Source organism: Streptomyces sp. P1-3 (genome assembly GCF_050613155.1).
Taxonomy (GTDB): Bacteria; Actinomycetota; Actinomycetes; order Streptomycetales; family Streptomycetaceae; genus Streptomyces.
Genome location: NZ_CP192512.1, coordinates 5730610 through 5755583, shown reverse-complemented (window position 1 = coordinate 5755583; position 24974 = coordinate 5730610). Strand labels below are relative to the sequence as shown.

The 24974-nt window shown below is 71.8% G+C and carries 22 protein-coding genes and 1 pseudogene; 10 read left to right on the top strand and 13 right to left on the bottom strand.

Annotation, left to right across the window (positions count from 1 at the left end):
* The first annotated feature begins 14 nt into the window (after positions 1–14).
* Complete coding sequence (locus ACQUSR_RS24520; protein ID WP_431044770.1) at positions 15–956, top strand: HAD family hydrolase; 942 nt, start codon at positions 15–17, stop codon at positions 954–956.
* Between the two features lie 217 nt (positions 957–1173).
* Here the strand turns inward: ACQUSR_RS24520 and ACQUSR_RS24515 are convergent.
* The 5 genes and pseudogenes from ACQUSR_RS24515 to ACQUSR_RS24495 form a co-directional block, all read right to left on the bottom strand.
* Positions 1174–4641: pseudogene (locus ACQUSR_RS24515) on the bottom strand (bifunctional [glutamine synthetase] adenylyltransferase/[glutamine synthetase]-adenylyl-L-tyrosine phosphorylase).
* A 146-nt stretch (positions 4642–4787) separates the two neighbouring features.
* A complete protein-coding gene (locus tag ACQUSR_RS24510; RefSeq protein ID WP_431044769.1) occupies positions 4788–6149 on the bottom strand; it encodes a glutamine synthetase family protein in 1362 nt (453 codons plus the stop codon).
* A 228-nt stretch (positions 6150–6377) separates the two neighbouring features.
* Positions 6378–7262 (bottom strand): ABC transporter ATP-binding protein, encoded by an 885-nt coding sequence (locus tag ACQUSR_RS24505; RefSeq protein ID WP_431044768.1) that lies wholly within the window; start codon positions 7260–7262, stop codon positions 6378–6380.
* Between the two features lie 11 nt (positions 7263–7273).
* A complete protein-coding gene (locus ACQUSR_RS24500) occupies positions 7274–8320 on the bottom strand; it encodes a FecCD family ABC transporter permease (protein ID WP_431044767.1) in 1047 nt (348 codons plus the stop codon).
* Entirely contained in the window at positions 8317–9378 is a 1062-nt protein-coding gene (locus tag ACQUSR_RS24495; protein WP_431044766.1) for a FecCD family ABC transporter permease, read from the bottom strand. Before ACQUSR_RS24495 ends, ACQUSR_RS24500 begins: the two co-directional genes overlap by 4 nt.
* Positions 9379–9552: 174 nt before the next feature.
* Between ACQUSR_RS24495 and ACQUSR_RS24490 the strand changes: the two genes are divergently transcribed.
* The 4 genes from ACQUSR_RS24490 to ACQUSR_RS24475 all read left to right on the top strand — a co-directional run bounded on the left by ACQUSR_RS24490 (position 9553) and on the right by ACQUSR_RS24475 (position 14456).
* Entirely contained in the window at positions 9553–10569 is a 1017-nt protein-coding gene (locus ACQUSR_RS24490) for an ABC transporter substrate-binding protein (RefSeq protein WP_431044765.1), read from the top strand.
* A 131-nt stretch (positions 10570–10700) separates the two neighbouring features.
* Positions 10701–12455 (top strand): NAD+ synthase, encoded by a 1755-nt coding sequence (locus tag ACQUSR_RS24485; protein WP_431044764.1) that lies wholly within the window; start codon positions 10701–10703, stop codon positions 12453–12455.
* A 193-nt stretch (positions 12456–12648) separates the two neighbouring features.
* A complete protein-coding gene (locus ACQUSR_RS24480; RefSeq protein ID WP_431044763.1) occupies positions 12649–13548 on the top strand; it encodes an aminoglycoside phosphotransferase family protein in 900 nt (299 codons plus the stop codon).
* Positions 13549–13652: 104 nt separating this feature from the next.
* A complete protein-coding gene (locus ACQUSR_RS24475; protein WP_431044762.1) occupies positions 13653–14456 on the top strand; it encodes an alpha/beta fold hydrolase in 804 nt (267 codons plus the stop codon).
* Between the two features lie 33 nt (positions 14457–14489).
* Here ACQUSR_RS24475 and ACQUSR_RS24470 read toward each other — a convergent pair whose 3' ends face one another.
* Positions 14490–15158: a TetR/AcrR family transcriptional regulator gene (locus ACQUSR_RS24470; RefSeq protein ID WP_431044761.1), complete on the bottom strand. Its 669-nt coding sequence runs from the start codon at positions 15156–15158 to the stop codon at positions 14490–14492.
* Positions 15159–15254: 96 nt separating this feature from the next.
* Here ACQUSR_RS24470 and ACQUSR_RS24465 point away from each other — a divergent pair, with 96 nt between their 5' ends.
* The 3 genes from ACQUSR_RS24465 to ACQUSR_RS24455 all read left to right on the top strand — a co-directional run bounded on the left by ACQUSR_RS24465 (position 15255) and on the right by ACQUSR_RS24455 (position 16827).
* Positions 15255–15707: an ester cyclase gene (locus tag ACQUSR_RS24465; RefSeq protein ID WP_431044760.1), complete on the top strand. Its 453-nt coding sequence runs from the start codon at positions 15255–15257 to the stop codon at positions 15705–15707.
* Between the two features lie 32 nt (positions 15708–15739).
* Entirely contained in the window at positions 15740–16198 is a 459-nt protein-coding gene (locus tag ACQUSR_RS24460) for a DUF3237 domain-containing protein (RefSeq protein ID WP_431044759.1), read from the top strand.
* 167 nt (positions 16199–16365) lie between these two features.
* Entirely contained in the window at positions 16366–16827 is a 462-nt protein-coding gene (locus ACQUSR_RS24455; RefSeq protein ID WP_431044758.1) for a nuclear transport factor 2 family protein, read from the top strand.
* Between the two features lie 35 nt (positions 16828–16862).
* On the opposite strand, the gene ACQUSR_RS24450 is transcribed toward ACQUSR_RS24455, so the two are convergent.
* Together ACQUSR_RS24450 and ACQUSR_RS24445 are read right to left on the bottom strand one after the other, a co-directional pair.
* Positions 16863–17294 (bottom strand): hypothetical protein, encoded by a 432-nt coding sequence (locus ACQUSR_RS24450; RefSeq protein ID WP_431044757.1) that lies wholly within the window; start codon positions 17292–17294, stop codon positions 16863–16865.
* On the bottom strand, positions 17266–17556 hold the full coding sequence (locus tag ACQUSR_RS24445) for a hypothetical protein (protein ID WP_431044756.1): 291 nt from the start codon (positions 17554–17556) through the stop codon (positions 17266–17268). Before ACQUSR_RS24445 ends, ACQUSR_RS24450 begins: the two co-directional genes overlap by 29 nt.
* Positions 17557–17765: 209 nt before the next feature.
* On the opposite strand from ACQUSR_RS24445, the gene ACQUSR_RS24440 reads away from it, so the two are divergent.
* Together ACQUSR_RS24440 and ACQUSR_RS24435 are read left to right on the top strand one after the other, a co-directional pair.
* Positions 17766–18629, top strand: a complete 864-nt coding sequence (locus ACQUSR_RS24440) for a helix-turn-helix domain-containing protein (RefSeq protein ID WP_431044755.1) — start codon at positions 17766–17768, stop codon at positions 18627–18629.
* A 3-nt stretch (positions 18630–18632) separates the two neighbouring features.
* The gene (locus tag ACQUSR_RS24435) at positions 18633–18869 is read left to right on the top strand and encodes a DUF397 domain-containing protein (RefSeq protein ID WP_431044754.1); all 237 of its coding nucleotides are present in this window, start codon (positions 18633–18635) and stop codon (positions 18867–18869) included.
* A gap of 505 nt (positions 18870–19374) precedes the next feature.
* Here the strand turns inward: ACQUSR_RS24435 and ACQUSR_RS24430 are convergent.
* The 5 genes from ACQUSR_RS24430 to ACQUSR_RS24410 all read right to left on the bottom strand — a co-directional run bounded on the left by ACQUSR_RS24430 (position 19375) and on the right by ACQUSR_RS24410 (position 24734).
* Positions 19375–19548 (bottom strand): hypothetical protein, encoded by a 174-nt coding sequence (locus ACQUSR_RS24430; protein ID WP_431044753.1) that lies wholly within the window; start codon positions 19546–19548, stop codon positions 19375–19377.
* Positions 19549–19612: 64 nt separating this feature from the next.
* Positions 19613–20218 (bottom strand): hypothetical protein, encoded by a 606-nt coding sequence (locus ACQUSR_RS24425; RefSeq protein WP_431044752.1) that lies wholly within the window; start codon positions 20216–20218, stop codon positions 19613–19615.
* A gap of 520 nt (positions 20219–20738) precedes the next feature.
* Positions 20739–22016: a haloacid dehalogenase-like hydrolase gene (locus ACQUSR_RS24420; RefSeq protein ID WP_431044751.1), complete on the bottom strand. Its 1278-nt coding sequence runs from the start codon at positions 22014–22016 to the stop codon at positions 20739–20741.
* A gap of 145 nt (positions 22017–22161) precedes the next feature.
* Positions 22162–23385 carry an MFS transporter gene (locus tag ACQUSR_RS24415; protein WP_431044750.1) on the bottom strand — a complete coding sequence of 408 codons (1224 nt, stop codon included), beginning with the start codon at positions 23383–23385 and terminating at the stop codon, positions 22162–22164.
* A 299-nt stretch (positions 23386–23684) separates the two neighbouring features.
* Positions 23685–24734 carry an endonuclease/exonuclease/phosphatase family protein gene (locus ACQUSR_RS24410; protein WP_431044749.1) on the bottom strand — a complete coding sequence of 350 codons (1050 nt, stop codon included), beginning with the start codon at positions 24732–24734 and terminating at the stop codon, positions 23685–23687.
* Between the last annotated feature and the right edge of the window lie 240 nt (positions 24735–24974).

Here is a 24974-nt window from a genome sequence, read left to right as displayed (position 1 = left end):
GGAGGGAACCCGACATGTCATGCACCCTGGGCCCGCGGCAGGGCGTGGGGGCGCCGCGCCGCCCGGCACGGTCCCGCTTATCCGTCGTCGCCACGGACCTGGACGGCACGCTGCTGCGCAGCGACCGGACCATCTCGCCCCGTACCCGCGCGGCACTCGCGCTGGCCGCGGACGGCGGGGCGCGCCACATCGTGGTCACCGGGCGGCCCGCCGCCTCCTGCCGGCCGTTCCTCACCGCGATCGGCTACCAGGGCCTCGCGGTGTGCGGGCAGGGGGCGCAGCTGTACGACGCGACGGCGGACCGGCTCCTGAGCAGCGCCGAGCTCGACCGGGACCTGGCCCGCTCGGTGGTGGACCGTACGGAGCGGGCGCTGGGCGGGACGCGGCTGGAGCTGGCGGTGGTCACGGCCGCGCCCGTGAACCGCTTCGTGATCACGCCGCGCTTCACCGACCGGATGCGGCCCGAGTGGGGTCGGGTCGAGGACCCCGCGGAGCTGTTCGCCCAGCCCATCGAGAAGGTGCTGCTGTGCCACCGGGAGCTGCCGGACGAGCTGGTCGCCCAGACGGCGGCGCGGGTCGGCGGGGCCGACGTGTCGGTCACGCACTCCGAGAAGGGCATGGTCGAGGTGCTGCCCGCCGGGGTCACCAAGGCGGCCGGGCTGCGGCGCGCGGCCGAGCGGCTGGGATTCACCCCGTCCGAGACCATCGCCTTCGGTGACATGCCGAACGACATCCCGCTGCTGACCTGGGCGGGGTACGGGGTCGCGATGGGCAACGCGCACCCGGACCTGCGCGCCGTCGCGCACGAGGTGGCGCCGCGCAACGACGAGGACGGGGTGGCGGTGGTCCTGGAGCAGCTGTTCGCGCCGGCGCCGCGGGGCGGCGGCGGTTCCGCCCTTGGCCCTGACCTGGTACGGCAGCGCGCCGCGGTCCCTCCCGCCCGGCCGCGGGCGTAGGGCCTCTCCGGTGTGCCACGCGGCACCGCGTCTCATGCGCGGCTCCGCCGCGTGGCAGGGGCTCCGCCCCTGGAACCCCGGGGTCTGGGGCGGAGCCCCTCACGCGGCGGTAGCCGCATATCGGGCGCGGCCGGGAAGGTGGGGGTCCCCCCACGCCCCCAGGGCGTAGGGGGAGGGACAGGGGAAGCCCCCGCACCGGAACACGTCGTGGACCCGCTCAGCCGCCGTAGAAGAGCCGTTCCACCACGGCGCGGGCGCGGCGGGTGATCCTGCGGTAGTCGTCGAGCATCTCGCCGACGTGGCCGGGCTCGTACCCGAGATACCGGCCCACGGCGGCGAGTTCGCGGCTGCCGCCGGGGAAGGTGTCGCCGGGCCTGCCGCGCACCAGCATCACCGCGTTGCGCACCCGGGTCGCCAGCACCCACGCCTCGTCGAGGGTCTGCGCGTCCTCCGTGTCGATCAGCCGTGCCGCGTGCGCGGCGGCCAGGGCCTCGCGGGTACGGGTGGTGCGCAGCCCCGGCTCGGCCCAGCCGTGCCGCATCTGGATCAGCTGCACGGTCCACTCCACGTCGGAGAGCCCGCCGCGGCCCAGCTTGGTGTGCAGGGTCGGGTCCGCGCCGCGCGGCAGCCGTTCGCTCTCCATGCGGGCCTTGAGCCGCCGGATCTCCCGGACCGCGTCCTCGCCCAGGCCCTCGGCCGGGTAGCGCAGCGGGTCGATGAGGTCGGTGAAGCGGCGGCCGAGCTCCAGGTCGCCGGCGACGGGCTCGGCCCGCAGCAGCGCCTGGCTCTCCCAGACCAGCGACCAGCGCCGATAGTAGGCGGCGTAGCTGGCGAGGGTGCGCACCAGCGGCCCCGACTTGCCCTCCGGGCGCAGGTCGGCGTCGATGTGCAAGGGCGGGTCGACGGTGGGCAGTTGGAGGAGCCGCCGCATCTCGTTGGCGACGGCGAAGGCGGCCCGGGATGCCTCCTGCTCCTCGACGCCGTCGCGCGGCTCGTGGACGAAGAGCACGTCGGCGTCCGAGCCGTAGCCGAGTTCGTGGCCGCCGAAGCGGCCCATGCCGATGACCGTGAAGCGGGTCGGCAGCGTGTCGCCCCAGGCGTCGCGTACGGCGGCGCGCAGCGCGCCCGCGAGGGTGGCGGCGTTGATGTCGGAGACGGCACCGCCGACCAGGTCGACGGAGGCGCCGAGGTCGTCGTGGGCGGGGTCCGGGGAGGACAGGGCGGCACCGGCTCCCAAGCCACCGGAGCCGAGGGCGGACGTGCCTGACGGAGCGGACGCGCCTGACGCGCCCGGCCGGAGTCCGCCGGGCCGGGCCGCCGCGCCGCCGGTCCCGCCGGTCCCGCCCGCCTGCGCGCCGCCGGCCGCGCCACGGCCGCGGAGTGCACCGCGTCCGGACACGCCGCCGGGTGCGCCGGGGCCGCCTGCCGCCGTGCCGCCGCCCGGGCCCCGTACCGCACCGCCGCCCGAACCACGCGCCGACGCACCGCCGGAGAGGCCGCGAGGTGCGCCGGGAGCCGCCGTCGCGCCACCCGGACCGCTCGCGGGCACACCTTGGAGGAGACCGCCCGGCGCGGGCCCGGCCGCGCCGTTGCGGTGCAGCCCGCCGCCGCCCACGTGGATCCCGCCGTTGCGGTACGCGCCGATGATGTCCGCCGCGGCCGTACGGAACAGCTCGCGCCGCCGTACGCCGCGGGCCGCCGCCACCGCCTGCTCACCGCCGTCGGCGCGGCCGACCGCCGCGAGGATCTCCTGTTCCAGGGCTGGTCGGCCGCGGGGTCTGAGCCCCCCCGGGTCGCCGAGCAGGGCGACCGCCTCGGGGGCGCGCAGCAGCAGGTCCGGAGCGAGCCGTCCGGCGGACAGCACCCGCGCCAGATTCTCCGCGGCGGCGCCCTCGTCCCGCAGCAGCCGCAGATACCACGGCGTCTTGCCCAGCGCGTCGGACACCTTACGGAAGTTCAGCAGGCCCGCGTCGGGGTCTGCGGAGTCGGCGAACCAGCCCAGCAGCACGGGCAGCAGCGTACGCTGAATCGCCGCCTTCCGGGTGACTCCTGAGGCAAGCGCCTCCAGATGGCGCAAAGCGCCTGCCGGGTCGGCATAGCCGAGCGCCACCAGCCGCTGGACGGCCGCCTCGGCGCTGAGCCGGGCGGCACCGGGCTCCAGCCGGGCGACGGCGTCCAACAGGGGCCGGTAGAACAGCTTCTCGTGCAGCCGCCGGACCTCGCGCGCGTGCTGCCGCCACACCTTGCCGAGCTCGCTGACCGGCTCCGTACGGAAGCCCAACGAACGGCCGAGGCGGCGCAGTTCGGCCTCGCCCTCGGGTACCAGATGGGTGCGGCGCAGCCGGTAGAGCTGGATGCGGTGCTCCATGGAGCGCAGGAAGCGGTACGAGGTGTCCAGCGCGGCGGCGTCGGCGCGGCCCACATAGCCGCCGACCGCCAGTGCGGCGAGCGCGTCGAGGGTGGTGCCGCTGCGCAGGGTCGTGTCGGTGCGCCCGTGCACGAGCTGGAGCAGCTGGACGGCGAACTCCACGTCGCGCAGGCCGCCGGGGCCGAGCTTGAGTTCGCGGTCGACCTGGGCGGCGGGGATGTTCTCCACCACGCGGCGGCGCATCTGCTGGACGTCGGGGACGAAGTTCTCCCGGTCGGCGGCCTGCCACACCAGGGGGGCGACGGCGTCCACGTACTCCTGGCCCAGCCGCGGGTCGCCCGCCACCGGCCGGGCCTTGAGCAGGGCCTGGAACTCCCAGGTCTTGGCCCACCGCTGGTAGTACGCCAGATGGCTGGAGAGGGTGCGGACCAGCGGCCCGTTGCGCCCCTCGGGGCGGAGGTTGGCGTCGACGGGCCAGATGGTGCCCTCGGCGGTGACGTCGGAGCAGATCCGCATCATGCGGGAGGCCAGCCGGGTGGCGGCCTGGAGGGCCTTGGCCTCCTCGCCCTCCCGTCCGCCGTCCTCCACCGCGGGCTCGGCGACGAAGATGACGTCCACGTCCGAGACGTAGTTGAGTTCCCGGCCGCCGCACTTGCCCATGCCGATCACCGCGAGCCGGCAGCGCGCGGCGTCCGCGGGCTGCTCCTCCGAGGCGATCTCCAGGGCGGCCCGGAGGGTGGCGGTGGCGAGGTCGGCCAGCTCGGCGGCGGACTGGACGACGTCGATGGTGCCGCAGACGTCGCGGGCCGCGATGCCCAGCAGGGCGCGGCGGTAGGCGGCGCGCAGCGCGTCGGGCCGCGGGCGGTCGGCGCCGGACGAGCCCCAGATGCCCTCGGCGAGGGCCCGCTCGAACTCCGGGGTGGTGGGGTGCAGGTCCGCCGCCTCGTAGGTGACCAGCGACTGCCAGTCCCGCGGGTGGCGGGCCAGGTGGTCGCCCAGCGCCTCGGAGGCGCCGAGCACGCCGAGCAGCCGGTCGCGCAGCGGCTTGGCGGTGACGAGCGTGTCGAGGAGCGCCTGCCGGGTGCCTTCGCGCCCCGTGCCGCCGGCGTCCTCGGGGCCGGGCAGCGCCTCCACCAGGCGCACGAGTCCGCGCAGCGCCATGTCGGGGTCGGCGGTGCCGCCGAGCGCGTCCAGCAGCACGGGGTCGCCGCGCACCCCGGCCAGCTCGGGCAGATCGAGCAGGCGCTCGGCCGCCGCCGGGTCGTTGAACCCGTACCGCAGCAGTCGCCCGAACCGGCTGTCCCGTCGCCCGTGCAGCACGGCGCACCGCCTTCCACTGCCTGCCTCATGATCGCTCGCCTGCGAGCTTAGCCCCGGCGGCGCGGCGGCGGCCCGGCGGCCGGATCCCGCCCCGCCGAGGAACCGCCGGGGCGGGATCCGCCGAACCGCCGTGGCGGGATCCGCTACAGCACCGGAAGGCTCTTGCGCAGCTCGAAGGCGGTGACCTCGGAGCGGTACTCCTCCCACTCCTGCTTCTTGTTGCGCAGGAAGAAGTCGAAGACGTGCTCGCCGAGGGTCTCGGCGACCAGTTCGCTGCGCTCCATCAGGGAGATGGCCTCGCCGAGGTTCTGCGGCAGCGGCTCGATGCCGAGCGAACGCCGCTCGGCGTCGGACAGGGCCCACACGTCGTCGTCGGCGCCGGCCGGGAGTTCGTACCCCTCCTCGATGCCCTTCAGGCCCGCCGCCAGCAGCACCGCGTACGCCAGATAGGGGTTGGCGCCGGAGTCGAGGGACCGGACCTCGATGCGGGTGGAGCCGGTCTTGCCGGGCTTGTAGAGCGGGACGCGGACCAGCGCGGAGCGGTTGTTGTGGCCCCAGCAGATGTACGAGGGCGCCTCGCCGCCGGCGCCCGCGGTGCGGTTCGCGCCGCCCCAGATGCGCTTGTAGGAGTTGACCCACTGGTTGGTCACGGCGGAGATCTCGCCGGCGTGCCGCAGCAGACCGGCGATGAAGGACCGGCCGACCTTGGAGAGCTGGAACTCGGCGCCGGACTCGTAGAACGCGTTCCGGTCGCCCTCGAAGAGGGACAGGTGGGTGTGCATGCCGGAGCCGGGGAACTCCGAGAACGGCTTGGGCATGAAGGTGGCCTGGACGCCCTGCTCCAGCGCGACCTGCTTCATGACCAGGCGGAAGGTCATGATGTTGTCGGCGGTGGAGAGCGCGTCGGCGTACCGCAGGTCGATCTCCTGCTGGCCGGGGGCGCCCTCGTGGTGGGAGAACTCGACCGAGATGCCCATGGATTCGAGCATGGTGATCGCCTGGCGGCGGAAGTCCATGCCGACGTTCTGCGGGGTGTGGTCGAAGTAGCCGGAGGAGTCGGCCGGGACCGGCCGGGAGCCGTCCACCGGCTTGTCCTTGAGCAGGAAGAACTCGATCTCGGGGTGGGTGTAGAAGGTGAACCCGAGGTCGGAGGTCTTGGCGAGGATGCGCTTGAGGACGTAGCGCGGGTCGGCGTAGGACGGGGAGCCGTCCGGCATCAGGATGTCGCAGAACATCCGGGCGGTGCCGGGGGCCTCGGCGCGCCAGGGCAGGATCTGGAAGGTGCTCGGGTCCGGCTTGGCGATCATGTCGGACTCGTAGACGCGGGCGAAGCCCTCGATCGCGGAGCCGTCGAAGCCGATGCCCTCGTCAAAGGCCTGCTCCAGTTCGGCGGGGGCCACCGCCACGGACTTGAGGAAGCCGAGCACATCGGCGAACCACAGCCGCACGAACCGGATGTCGCGCTCTTCGAGCGTGCGGAGCACGAACTCCTGCTGCTTATCCATATCCACCCATCCTCGCAGGTCAGGCCGCCCGTTCCCAGGCCGCGGGGCACATCGGGGGCACCTGAGCATCCCACCACACCGTTACGCGTGGGTTGCGCACACGGGTCGAGACGCGGCTCTTGCGCCTCACCTCGTACGGATGTACCGCTGTGCTGCCCATATTGCCTGTTGGTGCGTATGTGGTCGACTCCCGGACGGCCGCGCACCCGGGACACGTGGTGGCCGTGCTCAGCGGGTCGTACGGCGACCGCCTTCGGGGATGACGAGCGGGGTGCCCGCGACGGGGCACTCGATGACGGCGGCGCGCATGCCGAAGACGTCGTGGACGAGGTCCGGGGTGACGACGTCGGCGGGCGGACCGGCGGCGGCGACCCGGCCGTCGCGCATGGCGATCAGGTGGTCGGCGTAGCGGCAGGCGAGGTTGAGCTCGTGCAGGACCATCACGACGGTGCGGCCGTCGGACCGGTTGAGCTCGCTGACCAGCTCCAGGACGTCGACCTGGTGGGCGAGGTCGAGGTAGGTGGTGGGCTCGTCCAGGAGGAGTACGGAGGTGTCCTGGGCCAGCGCCATCGCGATCCACACCCGCTGGCGCTGGCCGCCGGAGAGTTCGTCCAGGGAGCGGTCGGCCAGCGAGGCGGCCCCGGTGGCCTCCAGCGCGGCGTCGACCGCGGCGTCGTCGGTCGAGGACCACTGCCGCCACCAGCGCTGATGCGGGGTACGGCCACGGGCGACCAGGTCCCGGACGGTGATCCCGTCCGGCGCGGCGGGGCTCTGCGGCAGCAGGGCGAGCCGGAGGGCGAGGTCGCGGGCCGAGAGCCCGGCGATGTCCCGGCCGTCGAGGTGGACGGCCCCGGCGGCGGGCTTGAGGAGGCGGGCCAGGGCGCGCAGCGCGGTGGACTTGCCGCAGGCGTTGGGGCCGACCAGGGCGGTCACCCGGCCCGCGGGGATCTCCAGGTCGAGTCCGTCGGCGACGACACGGTCGCCGTACGCCAGGCGCAGCCCGGTGCCGCCGAGCACGGCGCCAGGCGCGCCCGCCTCAGCGCTCTTCGCCCCGGCGGTCTTCGCCGCACCGTGCGGGTCCGCCGAGCCGGGGGCGCCCGTCGTATCGGCCATGTCGGCCATGGTCAGCCTCCCTTTCCGGCCCGGTTGGCGCGGGCGAGCAGCAGCAGCAGGTAGGGCGCGCCGATGGCGCCGGTGATGATGCCGACCGGCAGCTCGGTCGGGGCGAAGACCTGGCGGGCGGCGAGGTCGGCGAGCAGCAGCAGGACGGCGCCGACCATTCCGCTGATGACCAGGGGGATCCCGGCGGTTCCGGCGAGCCAGCGGGCGATCTGCGGGGCGCCCAGGGCGATGAAGGCCACGGGGCCGACGGCGGCGGTGGCCACGGCGGTCAGGCAGGTGGCCAGTACCAGCAGGGCGATCCGGGCCCGGGCCAGCGGGATGCCGAGGCTGAGGGCGGTGTCGTCGTCGAACTGCAGCAGCTGGTAGGGGCGGGCCAGGGCGAGCGTGAGCGGGACCAGGAGGAGGAGCGCGTACCCGGCCCAGCGGACGTGCTCATAGCCGCGCCCGTTGAGGCTGCCGGTGAGCCAGACCATGGCACGGGACGCCTGGTCGATGTCGGCGCGGGTCAGCAGCCAGCGGGTGAGCGCGACCAGCGCGCCGTTCGCGGCGAGGCCGACGAGGACGAAGCGGTAGCCGGTGATGGTGCCGCCCCGGTAGGCCAGCAGGTAGATCACCGCGGCGGTGGCGATCGCCCCGGCCAGCGCCCCGAAGGGCACCGCGCCGAAGGTCCCGGCGCCGGCCGCGGTGACCCCGCCGACGAGGATGGCGGTGACGGCGCCCACCCCGGCCCCGGCCGAGATGCCGATGAGGTCGGGGCTGGCCAGGGGGTTGCGGGTGACGGCCTGGTAGATCGCGCCGGCGACGCCGAAGGCGGCCCCGGCCAGGAGAGCGGTCAGGGCGCGCGGCAGCCGGAGCTGGTGGACGATCAGGTCGGCGTCGCCGTCGCCGTAGCCGAGGACGGCGCCGAGCACGTCCCGCAGGGGGATGTGGAACGTGCCGATCGACACCGACGCGACGAGGGCGGCGAAGCCGGCCAGCGCGAGCCCGGCGACCGTGACGGCGATCCTGGGGCGCAGCCGTACGCCGACCGGCCCGAACTCCACTCTCATCGCGTGTGCTCCTTGAGCTTGCCGCGCTTGACCAGCAGGGCGAGGAACGGTGCGCCGACGAGCGCGGTGACCACTCCGGCCTGCAGCTCGGCGGGGCGGACGACCATGCGCCCGATGACGTCGGCGCCGATCAGCAGGACGGCCCCGCCGAGCGCCGAGCACGGGACGAGCCAGCGCGCGTCGGGGCCGGTGAAGGCCCGTACGACATGCGGGACGACGAGGCCGACGAAGGTGATGGGGCCGGCGGCGGCGACGGCCGCGCCGGTGAGCAGGATGACCGCGAGCCCGCCGAGCGCCCGGGTGGTGCGGACCCGGGTGCCCAGGGTGCTGGCGAGGTCGTCGCCGAGGGCGAGGGCGTTGAGCCGTCCGCTCAGCCCGAGGGCCAGCAGCAGCCCGGCCGCGATGAACGGCAGCAGTTGCCAGACCAGGTCGGCGTCGCGGCCGGCGAGGGAGCCGACCGCCCAGAAGCGGTACTGGTCGAGGGTGCGGACGTCCAGCAGCACCAGGGTGTTGGTGCAGGCGTCCAGCAGGGCCGTGACGGCGGCCCCGGCCAGGGCCAGTTTGGCGGGGGTCGCGCCGCCGTAGCCGGTGCCGCCGACCGCGTACGCGAGCAGACCGGCCAGCGCCCCGCCGAGGAAGGCGAACCAGATGTACTGGTGGGAGCTGGTCAGGCCGAGCGCGCCGATGCTCGCCGCGACGGCGAACGAGGCTCCGGCGCTGATGCCGATGAGCCCGGGGTCGCCCAGCGGGTTGCGGGTGATGTCCTGCGCGACCGCGCCCGCCGCGCCCAGGGCCAGGCCGACGAGCAGTCCGAGGAGCGTGCGCGGCATGCGCAGCTCCCGTACGACGAGCGCGTCGCCCTCCCGGCTGCCGCCCAGTGCGGCGAAGACGTCGGACAGCGGAACGGGCTTGGTGCCGATGGCGAGCGAGGCGCAACCCGCGACGGCCAGCAGCGCGAGCAGGACGACCAGCACGGCGAGGCGCGCGGAGGCCCGCCGGGGTGGCGGGGCGGTCGCCTTCGGATCCTGCGCGGCGGCGGGGGCGGGCTTCGTGGGCACGCGCACACGTTAAGGCATGCCTAACCTTCTCTTTTCGGCCACCCCCCGTGTGGATCCGCGCACGCCGGGCAGCTAACCTTACGCAGCCTTTAGGCAGGCAAGCCTTGCCTAATCACCTTGGCAGACCTTGGCAGAACTTGTCAGCGTATTGTCCGCTCCCCCGGAAGGAACACCGTGCTGCACATCGACAGGCGCCGCTGGCGTGGCCGAATCGGAGCCCTCGTCCTCACCGCCGCGCTGACCGTCGGGGCCACCGCCTGCGGCAGCGACTCCGACAGCAACAGCAAGGCGTCCGGCCCCTGCTCGTCGTCCGAGGCCGGTTCCGAGTCGGCCGCGGGCTTCCCCCGGACCGTCAAGCACGACAAGGGCAGCACCGAGATCGAGGCGCAGCCCAAGCGCGTCGTGGCCCTCGACAACAGCCTGGTCGAGGCCGTCGTGGCGCTGGACCGGCCGCTGTGCGGCGGCATCGGCTCGTACCGCGACCAGAAGGGGTTCCCGAAGTACCTCGGCGACGCGGTCAAGGACACCAAGGACGTCGGCCCGCTGGAGAGCCCGAACCTGGAGGCGATCGCGGCGCTCAAGCCCGACCTGATCGTCTCGGCGACGGTGCGCCACGAGGACCTGTACGACAAGCTCTCGGACATCGCGCCGACCGTCTTCGTGGAGACGACCGGCCCGCTGTGGAAGGACAACCTCACCCTCCTCGGCAAGGCCCTCGGCAAGGAGGACAAGGCCAAGGAGCTGCTGACCTCGTACGAGACGCGGGCGAAGAAGATCGGCGACGCGGTCAACGCCAAGGCGGACAAGCCGGAGGTGTCGATCGTCCGCTTCGTCGACGGCCCCACGCGCATCTACCTGCCCAAGACCTTCAGCGGCATCATCCTGTCCGACATGGGACTGGCCCGGCCGAAGAACCAGCGTGATCCGAAGAACTTCAACATCGAGATCAGCGAGGAGCAGATCGGGCAGGCCGACGGCGACGTCATCCTCTACACCACCTTCTCCGGCGGCGAGGAGCGCGAGAAGAAGTTCCTCGGCAACCCGCTGTGGAAGCGCCTGAACGCCGTCAAGAAGGGCAACGTGCACCAGGTGAACGACGAGACCTGGATGACGTCGGTCTCGGTGCAGGGCGCGCACATGGTGCTGGACGACATGGCGAAGATCTTCAAGGTCGACGCGTCGAAGAAGTAGCGGCGGAACGGAGGGGGTGCGGGGCCCGGGTTCGAGCCCGCCCCGCACCCCACTCTCCCGACTCTCCCGACGTGGGGCGGCCCACACCCGCCACACCCCCATTGCGTCAGACAGACGATTACACTGGCCGCGTGCCTCACCTTCGCCTCGCTCTGAACCAGATCGACTCGACCGTCGGCGACCTCGCCGGAAACGCCGAGACGATCGTCCACTGGACCCGGCACTCCGCCGAGCAGGGCGCCCATCTGGTGGCCTTCCCCGAGATGGCGCTGACCGGCTACCCCGTCGAGGACCTGGCGCTGCGCCTCTCCTTCGTCGAGGCGTCGCGTGCCGCGCTGCGCGCGCTCGCCACCCGCCTGGCCGACGAGGGCTTCGGCGAGCTGCCCGTGGTCGTCGGCTATCTCGATCGCAGCGAGCAGGCCCAGCCCCGGTTCGGGCAGCCGGCCGGGGCCCCGCAGAACGCCGCCGCCGTACTCCACCGCGGCGAGATCGCCCTCACCTTCGCCAAGCACCACCTGCCCAACTACGGCGTCTTCGACGAGTTCCGCTACTTCGTCCCCGGCGAGACGCTGCCCGTCATCCGGGTACACGGCGTGGACGTGGCGCTGGCGATCTGCGAGGACCTGTGGCAGGAGGGCGGCCGGGTGCCCGCCACCCGCGCCGCGGGGGCCGGTCTACTGCTGTCGATCAACGCCTCCCCGTACGAGCGCGAGAAGGACGACACGCGGCTGGACCTGGTCCGCAAGCGCGCCCAGGAGGCCGGGTGCACCACCGCGTACCTGGCGATGATCGGCGGCCAGGACGAGCTGGTCTTCGACGGCGACTCGATCGTCGTGGACCGCGACGGCGAAGTGATCGCGCGCGCGCCGCAGTTCGCGGAGGGCTGCGTGCTGCTCGACCTCGACCTGCCCGCCGCGCCGGACGCGATCCCGTCGGGCACCGTGGACGACGGCCTGCGCATCGACCACGTCACGCTGTCCGCCGATCCGCTGCCGACGTGCGAACCGGAGCTGGCCGGCGGCGAGGCCGAGCGGCTCGGCGACGACGAGGAGGTGTACACCGCGCTGGTCGTGGGCCTGCGCGCGTACGCCGCCAAGAACGGCTTCCGCAGCGTCCTGATCGGCCTGTCCGGCGGCATCGACTCGGCACTGGTCGCGGCCATCGCGTGCGACGCGCTCGGCGCTCGCAACGTGTACGGCGTCTCGATGCCGTCGCGCTACTCCTCCGAGCACTCCAAGGACGACGCCGCCGAACTGGCGCGCCGCACCGGCCTCAACTTCCGCACCGTCCCGATCGCCCCGATGTTCGACGCGTACATGGAGTCGCTGGGCCTGACCGGCCTGGCCGAGGAGAACCTCCAGTCCCGGCTGCGCGGCACGACGCTGATGGCCATCTCCAACCAGGAGGGCCACATCGTCCTCGCCCCGGGCAACAAGTCCGAGCTGGCCTGCGGCTATTCGACGCTCTACGGCGACTCGGTCGGCGCGTACGGCCCGATCAAGGACGTGTACAAGACGCAGATCTTCCGCCTCGCCAAGTGGCGCAACCAGGCGGCGCGGGACCGCGGCCAGACCCCGCCCATCCCGGAGAACTCCATCACCAAGCCACCGAGCGCGGAGCTGCGCCCCGGCCAGGTGGACACCGACTCGCTCCCCGACTACGACGTCCTGGACCGGATCCTGGAGCTGTACGTGGACCAGGACAAGGGCCGCGCGGAGGTCGTGGCGGCGGGCTTCGAGGAGGAGCTGGTCGCGCGGGTGCTGCGGCTGGTGGACACGGCCGAGTACAAGCGCCGCCAGTACCCGCCGGGCACCAAGATCTCGGCGAAGGGCTTCGGCAAGGACCGCCGCCTGCCCATCACCAACCGGTGGCGCGAGCACGCGTGAGGGCCTGACGGCCCGCGGGTCGGGAACAGGGGCCGGGCCCGCGCGTGGTGTGCGGGCCCGGCCCCTTGCCAGGCCCGACGGACCGCACTCCTTCCAGGCCCGGCCGACCGCCTCCTTCCAGGCCCGGCGGACCGCCTCCGGGGAATCCGCCGCCTGCCGCGTCGCCGTGATCCGGGCTTTGTAGCCTGTGCTCATGAGCGCTGGCCGGATGCACCCCGACGAGGCGGACATCGACATACCCCTCGTACGCCGGTTGCTCACCGCGCAGTTCCCGCGGTGGGCGGACCTGCCCGTCACGCCGGTCGACTCCGCCGGCACCTCCAACGCCATGTACCGGCTCGGCCCGGACATGGTCGTGCGACTCCCCCGCATCGCGGGGGCCGCCGCCGACGTGGCGAAGGAGCACCGGTGGCTGCCCCGGCTCGCCCCGCCGCTTCCGGTCGACATTCCCGTACCGCTGGGCAAGGGCGTGCCCGCCGACGGCTATCCCTGGCCCTGGTCCGTCTACCGCTGGCTGGAGGGCGAGCCGGCGACCGTGGACCGCGTCGCGGAATCCGGCCCGCTCGCAAGGGATCTGGCGGGTGATCTGGCGGAGTTCGTCACCGCGCTGCGCCGGATCGACCCCGCGGACGCGCCTCCCGCGTACCGCAGCGAACCCTTGGCGGCACGCGACACCGCGACGCGCGCCGCGCTGGAGGAGCTGCGCGCGATCGTTGACTCCGGCGCGGCCACCGCCCTGTGGGAGGCGGCTCTGGGGGCACCCGCGTGGCCATGCCCGGCCGTCTGGATCCACGCGGACCTGCAACCCGGGAACCTGCTGGTCGCCCGTGGACGGCTCAGCGCCGTCATCGACTTCGGGTGCCTGGGTGTGGGCGATCCCGCCGTCGACCTGATCGCGGCGTGGTACGTCCTGCCCGCCGACGCGCGCGATGTCTACCGCGCGGCTCTGGATGCCGACGACGCGATGTGGGCGCGAGGCCGCGGCTGGGCGCTGTCGATCGCGCTCATGGAGCTGTCGTACTACCGGGACACGCATCCGGCCATGGCGGCGCACGCGCGCCACGTCATCGGGGAACTCCTGCGCTCGGGGTGACGCGACGACCGCGGGCGTCCGGCTCCCCGAGTTGACCCTCACATGGATGTCAGGCCCTAGCGTCCCTCTCGCGGAAGTCCCCCGTAACCGAAAGAGAGACGCGCATGTCCACGTCCACCCCTGCCGTTCCGTCCTCCTCGCTCGGCCGCGTCGTCCGAGGTATGGGCCCCGGCCTGCTGCTCGCACACGGCGCGGGCGGGGGAATCGAGTCCAACTACGGCCCGGTACTGGACGGTCTGGCCGAGCGCCACACCGTGGTCGGACCGGACTTCCCGGGCACGGGACGCACCCCACGGGCGAGCACTCCGCTGTCTCTGGACGGGCTGGCCGACGAACTGGTCGCCGCCGCCGTGGAGGAGGGCCTGGAGTCGTTCGCCATCGCCGGATACTCGCTGGGCGCGGCCGTGGCCGTCCGCGCGGCCACCCGCCACCCCGAACGCGTCACGGCCCTCGTCCTCACCGCGGGCTTCGCCCGGCCGAACCCGCGCCTCCGCCTCGCGGTGCGGCTGTGGCGGGAGCTCCTCCAGGCCGGTGACACCGAGCGGATGGCGGGCTTCGCGGCCCTGATCGGCATGGGTGCGCCCGCCTTGGACGCCCTCGCCCAGGACACCCTCGACACCGCCCTCAAGCAGGCCGCGACGACCATCCCGCCCGGCACAGCGGATCACCTCGACCTGGTCGAGCGCGTCGACGTACGCGGCGACCTCGCGGGGATCACGGTGCCGGCGCTCGTCGTCTCGACGACGCACGACAGCCTGGTCACGCCCTTCCACCACCGGGAACTCGCCGACGGCATCCCCGGCGCCCGCCTGACCGAACTCGCCACCGGACACCTGCCGTTCGCGGAGCGCACCGAGGAGTGGCTGGCGACCATGCGGGACTTCCTCGACGGAGTCCGCCAGGGCTGATACGCGCCACAGCTGCTCGGGGCCGACCGCGGCTCAGCGGGAAGGAGACACGAGCACTCCGTCGACCACGCGGCGGACCTTGTCCACGGCGCCGTGGTCGCCGAGGCGCATCGCCGTGTTCGCCGCGGTGAGCACGGCGTCGATCTGGAACGCCGCGAGGTCGGCGTCCAGGTCGGCGATCTCCCCTGCCTCGACGGCGTGCCGCAGCTCGCCGGCGATGAGGGCGAGCCAGTTCCGATGCTGACGCAGCAGCGCGTCGCGAACCTTCCCCGGCCGGCTGTCGAAGTCGGGGAGGTTCGCCCCCCAGAAGCAGCCGCCGGCGAACAGCGGGGCCTCGGCGTACGAGATCCAGCGTGCCACCAGCGCGCGTAGCCGGACAGCGCCCCGCGGCACGGCCTGTACGGGATCGACGACCGCGTCGGTGAACTGCTCACGTGCCGCCTCCACGGCGGCGAGCTGCAGGTTCTCCTTCGTCCCGAAGAGAGTCTGGACGCCGCTCTTGCTCAGTCCGAGGTCGGTGGCCAGCCGGCCGATGCTGAGCCCGTTGAGCCCTTCCAGCGAGGCGACGTCGACGGCATGGCGGGCGATGGCCCGCCTGGCCCGCGCGCCACGCAGGAGCCGCTGGTCGGACACCCCCGCGTCGACTCGTTCCGCCGACCGGGCCTCCGCGTCCGAACCCGACTGCCGCGCATGCTCGTTCATCACCATCACCTCCATCCTGCCACACCCTTGCTTAAACGTACGACCGATCGTACGTTTAGTTCGACGGCGCGGGGCGCGCAGCCGAAGGAGGCACACATGGACAGCCATCGCATGGTCGAACTGGCGGAAGGGCTTGCCGCCGCCAAAAGCCGGCGGGACGTACCCGCGGCCATGAAGCTCTTTCATCAGGAGATGGCGCTGGAGGCCCCGGCCTTCGGGACGACGGCTCACGGCCTGGCGCAGAACGAGGAGGCCCTGACCCGGTTCTTCGCGTCATTCCCGGACTACGACGTCACCCTGCAAGGCCACGCCGCCAACGGCGACATCCTGGCCTGCTGGGGGACGGCGCGGATGACCATGACCGGCGACCGGTTCGGCGCGCTCCCCAACGGCAGGCGCGCCGAACTACCGGTGTTCATCCGCTTCTCTTTCCAGGACGACCTGATCTCCGGCGAGTGGTTCCACTTCGACCTGTCGGAACTCTGTGCCCAATCGGGCGTCTCGACGGACGCAGTCCGCAGAAAACTGTTCGGAGGCGATCACGCATGACATCAGACCCACGAGTGAAGTCCCTCGGCGAGATGAGGACGGAGCACCTCTTCGACATCGTCATCGATCTGAATCCGCGCCTGACCTTCGGTGACGGCCCATTCGGCCGGCGAACCCTCTTCGGCGCCGCCGGCGGCTCGTTCGAAGGCCCGAGCCTCTACGGCGACGTGCTGCCGGGCGGCGGCGACTGGGCGTTGTTCCGCCCCGACGGATCGATGGCCCTGGATGTCCGACTGACGCTGCGCACCCACGACGGCGCTCTGGTGCACATGACGTACGGCGGCCGCTGGATCACCCCGCCCGAATGGCGATCCGATATCGCCGACCCCGTCAGGAGATACCAAGTCGACCCTGCCCACTACTACTTCCGGACGAACCCGCTCTTCGAAACGGGTGCGGAGCGCTATGCGTGGCTGAACGACATCGTCTGCGTAGGGTCGGGATATCTGATCGAGGGCGGGATCGCCTACAAGGTCTCGCGGGTTGTCTGACGGCGAGCATTCCACGCGGTGCAGCAGCTGGCCGCCGTGGTCGAATTCTTGGACGAGGCCCGCTCCTGACTTCTCTGAAGCTCCACCTGTGCAGCGACTGGCCCCAGAGACATGTCGACGTCTGATTGCCGCCAGCGCCGTCTATCGCAGCTGATCACACTTGCGGCATGACCACTCAACCCACCACTGACTCGACCACCGTCCTGACCGGCATGTATGCGGCGGAGGCGGAATACCTGGCGGCCGGAGGGCCGGGCAGGGCCCCGTTCGCCCTGCTCGCCCCCTTCTTCGCCCCCGACGTCGTGCTGCACCAGGCCGACGCTCTGCCCTATGGCGGAACCTGGCGTGGACACGCGGGCATGGAACGGTTCTTCCTCATGATGAGCCAGGTGTGGGAATCCTTCGACATGGCGGAGCAGGAGTTCCTCGCGACGGGCGAGACCGCGGTGGTCCTCACCCGGATCCACGCCCGCGCCCGTGCCACCGGCCGCGAGCTCACGTTCCCGATTCTTCAGACGATCAAGGTCATGGACGGCCGGATCACCAAGGTCCACCCCTTCTACTGGGACACCGCGGCGATCGCCGACGCCTGCGCGGTTCCGCCACGGGCCGCCCCGGACCGGCCGTAAGCACGTGCGCCGCGTTTGGGTTGCCGACGGGCGTTCTAGGCCGTGGCGAGAGTCATGCCGACGACGACGCCGGAGGCGACGGACATCCCTACGAGGAAGAGCAGGCCCGAGTAGGCCAGGGCGCGGCGTAACGCGGATCGGAGCGCGCGGGGTAACCGTGGGGTGCGCGGCTTCACGTGAGCCCTTGGGGTCTGGGGTGGTTGATCGGGTTCGGGTTCGGCGGCGGGGATGGCGGGAACGGGGTCGACCCGCCAGGGCTTGTGTGTCGTGACCAGGAACTGTCGGTGCGTCGGGTTGTCCCGCGTGTGTGCGATCGCCCATGCCCCGACAGGGCGGGTGTCGTCATCGACCAAGCCGGATTCTTCCGCGCAGGTGAGGCACTGGGCGCCGTAGATCCCCTGGGGTGCGCCCTCAGCGGTCTCGGGGCTCAGCATCCACTCAGCGCCCTTGATGACGGTGTGGTCCACCGTGGCCCCCCTGAGCGCGCCGCACCAGTTGCGTCTCCGTCACCAGCGACTTGCGTTCGGTGTGGTCCTCTAACCGCGACCACACGTACGCCTGCTCGGCGTCCACCCCCGCCCAGCCGCTGCCGACCTGGACCACGACGCCTTCGAACGACTCGGGCCGTTCCCAACGAAGCCGTTCCGGGGCCACGTACGAGATGCCGCGTACATGGTCACCGAGCTGGAACGGGGGACGTGGTTCCTCTTGGGGAGTTCGCTGTGGCATGGCCATCTCCATTGATGCCGCTTCGCGGGGGCCGGTGTAGCGGAACCAGCTTCGGGCCGCGAAAACTGCGAACACAATCGAACGCGAAAACTCAAAAGAATTGGCACATGCGTCGGTTCGAGCCAATGGCTGCACAAGCCGAACCAGCCGCAGCACACTTGGGGCTGTCATCGCGACATGGCAGACTCGACGCCCGAGGAGGCGAACTCGTGGCAGCACCCACCGGACCCACGGTCCGACGCATGCAACTCGGCTGGGAGCTCAAGAAGTTACGAGAGAAGTCCCAACTCACCCTGGAGCAGGCAGTCGAAGGACTCCCCTTCTCCGTCACCAAGCTCTACCGCACGGAAAACGGCCTGACCGCCCTCAAGTCCGCCGCTGACCTGCGGATACTGCTGGATCGCTACGGCGTCGACGCCGACGAGGACATCGACTTCCTGGTCGAGATCCACCGGGACTCGGTCAACCGGGGCTGGTGGTCCGTCTTCCGCAACGTCATGCCGTCCGGGATGTCGATGTTCGTCGGCCTGGAGAGCGGGGCCCGCAGCATCCGCGCCTGGCAGCCGAACGTCGTCTACGGCCTGCTCCAGACCGAGCGCTACGCCCGCGAGATGTTCCTGACGGCCAAGCCAGTCGATGAGACGACGACCGCGTTCGTCGAGCGCAACGTCCAGCTCCGCATGGAGCGCAAGAAGGTTCTCCACCGTCCTCATGGCCCGCTGGAGCTGTGGACCATCTTGGACGAAGCTGCGCTGAGGCGGACGGTCGGCAGCCCGGACGTGATGCGCGAGCAGTACGAGGAGATCGTCAGGCTCGCCCAGCAGGACAACGTGACGGTGCAGATCCTGCCGATGGCCATGGCTGCCTACTGGTCGAGTTTCAATTTCGCCCTGCTGGAGTTCGGCTCCCCGCTTCCGACGGTCGTCCAGATCGACACCCACAAGGTCGCGGACCTCACGGACAAGGACACGGAGATCTGGACCTTCACCCGCAGGTTCGATGCCCTGCGGGCGGCCGCCCTCGCCCCGGGCGAGACACCGGCCTTCCTGCAACGACTAGCCCGAGAGATCTGACTCATGACCCACGACACGGCACCCGACGTCGCCTTCGAAGACGCTTGGCTCAAGTCCTCCTACAGCTCAGAGAACGGCACCAACTGCGTCGAGGTCGCCGACCTCACCCCCACCGGCCGCGTCGGCATCCGCGACTCCAAGGACAAGACCGGCCCCGCGCTGGTCATCCCCGCCGCCGCCTGGGCGTCCTTCGTCGCCGAAGTCCGCTCCGGCACCTGGGATCACGGCCTCGTGGACTGATCGGCTCGCACGGCACACGGTCCGTTCGCCACGTACGCGTGACGAACGGACCGTGTGCCGTGGGCTCAAACGGCCCTATCAGCCCCAGGCACGTACGTAGGGGAGCGGCCCACTGGATGGCAGCGGTCGCGCCCGGGGAACACCGCATGTGAACGTGAGTCCTCAATCCAGCACGGGTGGGCTTTCCCCTCACGGCGGTCCCCGGCTGGAACGGGCTGGCCTTGGACGACCGGACCGTGGAGCGGGCGCTGCACGGCACCGGCGAGGAAGGGCGGCGCGGGCGCTCCCCCACTTACCCGCATCGGCATTCGAGTCCAGACGGGCGCCATCTGCAGGATCTCTGCTGCCCTGTCCACCTCGTTCGGCCCGCAAGGCGTCTAGTGCGGCACCCCGTGACCTTGACTCTGAGGGCTGCGTCGGACGGAACGATCGCACTGGCTGGTTGGGCGCGGGGTGCCGCACTGGCGTCTGAGCCGGTCAGGTGCCTCCCAACAGGCGGCCGGACCTAGGTCGTGGTGATGTTGATGTCGCCGCTACCGGGAGGGAAGCCCAGCCGGGTCAGGTCATCGATGGTCATCTCCTTCCACACATCCTGGTCGAAGAGCAACCGCTCCACTTCCCTGCGACTCAGCTTGGCCGACTCGACAGGGTCTCTCAGCAGCGCGACGGTTTGCGCCACCTGGCGTCGATGCCGCTTGCTCCGCATGTCCTGGCCTCCTGTGTGCCGGCTTCCCTGACATCGATCAGTCGTGGACGGTGCCGCAGGGCTTACCCGCGATGTTGGCCCAGGTGTTGCACAGCTTGGTCTGGTCAGGGAAGCGCATAGGCATGTTCACGGCCCAGCTCTGAAAGATGTCATCACCGCACAGGGTGCGGCTCGTGCCGATGATCCGCCCGTTTCGCCAGTACGCCGCGAAGGTGCACATACGGCCCGTAAGGGGGTGATAGCCGATCGACTTCCACTGATCGACCTTGAGCTTTCTCCCCTTGAGGGTGATGCGAACGTTCTTGTTCCGGCCGGACATGCTATCCATCCGTATATGGTCCTGCTCTTGGTCCGCGACGGCACCCGTCGTGACCTCAACCTCTGCTCGAATCGGTGCGAACTCCCCAGAGCCGGGCTCGGACATGCCGGGCTTGACGCCTGCAGCCTCCAATTCCTCAAGGGACATCTCCCCCCAGCCCTCAGGGGAGTTCAGCTTGTCGGCCACGGCGGGGGGGACGCGCAGGTCCTCACCGGCCACACGCACCGTGACGTTCTCGTCCCCAGCCTCTGGCGCCGCTATGGCGGGCACTGCCGCCAGCGCCGCGACACACATCCCCAGAGCCGCACTTTTCATCAAACGCATAGTCATCTCCTCCCGTTTACCCGGTTCACGTCAGAGCCGGGCACGGCCTGATAATTACGCATTGAGAACAGTCGGTGGCAGCTCGTAGTCGATCTTGTCCGGAAAGGGCTATCGTTGACCAAATAGGGACTAAACCTATCCGGCGGCAGGACCGCGATCATGCTTTCTATTGCCGCCCCCCTTGCCGTGGCCGCCCCCGCCCGCTCCGACCGCGATGCCCGACCCCGTCCCCGAGAGCGCAGGAGCGCGCGGGCGCCTGCGCGGGCGCGTCGGCGGCCGGGACCGAGGCGGCGAGGGCGGCGGTGGCCAGCAGGCCCGTGACGAGGGTGCGCTTGGTGCGCATGCGTCCCCCAAGGTGCGGATGGAGCAGGACAAACGCCGGAGCGGGCGTGTGGCTGCCCGCCCCGGCGTTGTTCTGGGGCTTCGTTTTCGCCCCGCTGTTCGCCATCCCGGCCCTGATGACCGCGGTGACCTGGTCGTACGCAAAGCGGCACCGCGCACGGGGACAGGCGTAGCAGCACTAGCCGCCGAAGACCCCGTCGGCCTGGTCCGGGATCACGGTCCCATCGGCGCGGAGGACCGGGACGTGCGAGCCGTCGGCGGCGGTGGCGCCTGCCGTGGCGCACGGGTATGCGCCCGGCTTCTGCGGCAGGGGGTCGATGAACATGGGGTTGACCACCCAGCGGCCGTCGGCGTTGTCGTAGCCGCGGCACATCAGCTCGGACTTGTTGCGGTTGATGGCGAGGTGGGCGCCGGTGGCGTCGTCGACGAACGTCACGTCGGTGTCCGCGTCGCCCGCGCCGAAGGCGAGGCGGTGCGCCGGGTCCTGCCGCTCCCAGGCGTCCGCGCCCTTGATCTTGAAGATCTCCTGGTTGATCATGCAGCGCTTGCCGTCCATGTACGGCAGCGCGTCGCCGCGGCCGTCGTCGACGTCGCCGCAGCCGCGGATGCCGGTGGTCAGCTTGCCGTGCCGGGTGAGGTTGCGGATGCCGATGGTGTGCTCGCGGTCCAGCCCGACGCCGCCCGACCACGCCTCGGCGATGGGCTCGGAGGAGGCCGAGACGATGTAGACGTCGAAACCGGCCGCCTTGAGGGTGCGGATGAGGTCCTTCTGCTGGTCGTAGTAGCGGATGTACCCGGCCAGCTTGTGGGTGCCGACCGTCTGCGTGCTGCCGATGGGAGCCGCGAGGTTCTCGGCGCGGGCCTTCCTGGCGAACGAGTTCAGCGCCCGCGGGCTGTGCCCGGCGAACAGCTGGGGTATCCAGGCGTATTCGGGCACCGTGCGGCGGTGGTTCCAGTCGCCGGCGAAGGCCTCCTCGCCACTCATCGTCTTGGCCGTGACGCGGATCTCCATGATCTCGTCGGCGCAGGCGGCGTTGTCGGAGGTGGGCAGCGGCCTGCCTACGGGGACGGAAGTGCCACACGCCTGGGTCAGGGCGCGGTCGGCGGCCGGGGTCAGCCAGGCGCTGGTGTCCCGCCAGCTCTTGGGACGGAGGATCTTGTCGTGCTTGAGCGACCAGGCGAGCGTGGCGTCGGTGATGTCGTTCTTGACGACGGTGTTGTCCCAGTCGAACGCGGCGACCGGGCGGGGACCGCCGGTGCCGGAGCAGCTGCCGCGCTCGTCGATCATCTGCTGGAGCTTGGCGCGGTTGTCGCCGTACCACTTGAGCGACGTGTCGAGCTGCGGGCAGTCCGTACGGTACGCGGGCGCGGACGGGACCGCGCCCGCGGCCGGGACCGAGGCGGCGAGGGCGGCGGTGGCCAGCAGGCCCGTGACGAGGGTGCGCTTGGTGCGCATGCGTCCTCCAAGGTGCGGGTGGAGCAGGACTGACGCCGGAACTGGCGTGGTGCCCAGTCCCGGCGTCAGTCGATGATCTTATGTACGGCCTACCGCGTGTCATGTGCGCGCCCCCGTGACACCGCGCCAGGTCACACCGGGCGCATCAGCGGCCGACGTGCTCCGACGACGGGACCGGCTCCGTGCCGCGCGCCACCACCCGGGACGGCTCCCCGGTGCTCGACGGCGCGCGGTCCATGAGGCCCGCGGTCACCGCGATGGCCAGGCCCGCTGCCGCCAGGGCCGCGCCGACCAGAGTCGGGGAGGTCCAGCCCCAGCCCGCCGCGATGGCGGCGCCGCCCAGCCACGCGCCGCCCGCGTTGGCGAGGTTGAAGGCGGAGTGGTTGGAGGCGGAGGCGAGGGTCGGGGCGTGGCGGGCCTTGTTCATGACCAGCATCTGGAGCGGGGTGGTGGTCATGAAGCCGACGGCGCCGAGGACGACGACGGTCGCCATCGCCGCCCACTTCACGTGCACGGTGAAGTCGAAGACCACCAGTACGAGCGCGAGCGCCGCCAGCGAGCCGTACAGGGTGGGGCGCAGGGCGCGGTCGGTCAGCGGGCCCGCGGCCAGGGCGCCCAGGGTCATGCCGATGCCGAACAGGGCGAGGACGATCGTCACGGAGGACTCGGCGAAGCCGGTGACCTCGGTCATCATCGAGGCGAGGTAGCTGTAGACGGCGAAGACACCCGCGAAGCCGAAGACGGCGGTGAGCAGACCCAGCAGCACCTGGCGGTCGCGGAGTGCGTTCAGCTCGCCGCGCAGACCGCCGCCGCCCGGCTCCTGCTGGATCTGGGGGACCAGTCGGGCGAGGGCGGCCATGGCGACCAGGCCGATGCCGGTCACGACGAGGAAGGTGGCCCGCCAGCCGAGGTGCTGGCCCAGGAGGGTCGCGGCCGGTACGCCGACGATGTTGGCGACGGTGAGGCCCAGGAACATCGTGGCGACCGCCCGCGCCTGCCGGCCCTCGGACACCAGCCGCGCCGCGACCACCGCGCCCACGCCGAAGAACGCGCCGTGCGGCAGTCCGGCCAGCAGCCTGCCCGCGATGAGCAGGCCGAAGTTCGGGGCGAGGGCGGAGGCCAGGTTGCCGACGGTGAACAGCGCCATGAGCGCGATCAGCATCCGCTTGCGGGGGACGCGGGAGCCCAGCGCGGTCAGCAGCGGGGCGCCGACGACCACGCCGAGGGCGTACGCGGAGACGAGGTAGCCGGCGGTGGGCACGGAGGTGCCCAGATCGTCCGCGACGTTGGGCAGCAGGCCCATCATCACGAATTCCGTGGTGCCAATGCCGAATGCGCTGATCGCGAGGGCGAGCAGGGCGAGGGGCATGACGTGACCTTTCACTGGGCGGGGCGGGGGCGGCGGCCGGGGCGCTTATGTTCCCGAGCGGAACAAAGTCTCTCATGGGCTGGGCTTCCCATGGGAATCGCCGAGGTGAACAGCGGGTGGGCCACCCGGGCCCCACCTCCGCCGGGGCGCCGGCTTCTCCGCGTCCGCCCTCCGCGCGCACCCGCCTTCACCCGGCGCCCGGCTTCACCCGGCGCGCCTGGCTCCGCCCGGCGCCCACCCCCGCCCGGCGCCTACCCGCGCCCGCGCGGCGCGCCGTGCCTCAGAAGACGCGCCGTGCCTCAGAAGTCGACCGACGCCGCCACCGGCAGGTGGTCGCTCCCCGTCCTCGGCAGCGTCCACGCCGACACCGGGTCCACCCCGCGCACCATGATCTGGTCGATCCGCGCCATCGGGAACGAGGCGGGCCAGCTGAACCCGAAGCCGTCGCCCGCCGCGCCTTGTGCCGAGCGCAGCTGCGAGGTGACCGGCGCCAGCGCCCGGTCGTTCATCGTCCCGTTCAGGTCGCCGAGCAGGATGACCTTGTCCAGCCGCTCGGCGGCGATGGCCTGACCGAGCGCCTCGGCGCTGTCGTCGCGCTGGCTGGCGGTGAATCCCGCCTCGATTTTCACCCGGACGGAGGGCAGGTGTGCCACGTACACGGCCAGGTCGCCGTCCGGAGTGGCGACGGTGGTGCGCAGTGCGCGCGTCCAGCCCAGCTTGATGTCGACCGGCCCGCTGTCGCGCAGCGGGTACTTGCTCCACACCCCGACCGTGCCCTGGATCGTGTGGTAGCGGTACGTCCCGGCCAGCACCTTCTCGTAGGTGCCCACCCCGTCGCCGCCCAGCTCCTCCAGCGCCACCACGTCCGCACCGGACGCGGCCACGTCCCGCGCCGTCCCCTCGGGGTCGGAGTTGCCGGCGTTGACGTTGTGGGTGACGACGGTCAGGTCGCCGCCCGCGCCCGACTTGTCGAAGAACATCAGGCCGCCGAACAGGTTCAGCCACACAGCGACCGGCAGCACCAGCGCGAGCAGCGCCGTCGCCGACCTGCGCACCAGCGCCAGGACCAGCAGCAGCGGGATGAACAGCCCGAGCCACGGCAGGAAGGTCTCCACCAGGCTGCCGAGGTTGCCCACCCGGTTGGGGACCTGCGCGTGGAAGATCATGACCAGGGAGAGCAGCACGGCGCAGGCGGCGAGGACGATGCCGCGCCGCCAGATGCCGCGGTCAGTGCGCCAGCTGTCCCACAGGTTCCGGAAGCGGCCCCACAGGTTCCGGGCCCGGGAGCCGGTCCGCTGAACGGGGGGCTCCCCGTCCCGCTCCGTCTCCTGCGTGTGCGCCTGCGCCATTCGCTGTTCCTCACTGCCGGACCTGTGTGTCTGCCCGATGACCTTCGTCTACGGCATGACCATAGGCGATGACCAGGGCTTTTCCGGCGCCGCCGCGGGCGCCCCACGAAGGGGAGGACGTGGGGTGGGCGGGGCGGGTTCCGTATTCGGGCGGCAGCGGGGCAGCTGTGACAGAACGGGCACAACCGCCCGATCGGGGGGTGGGCCCAAGGACTCTCTCACGGACCTGGGGCGCCCTCA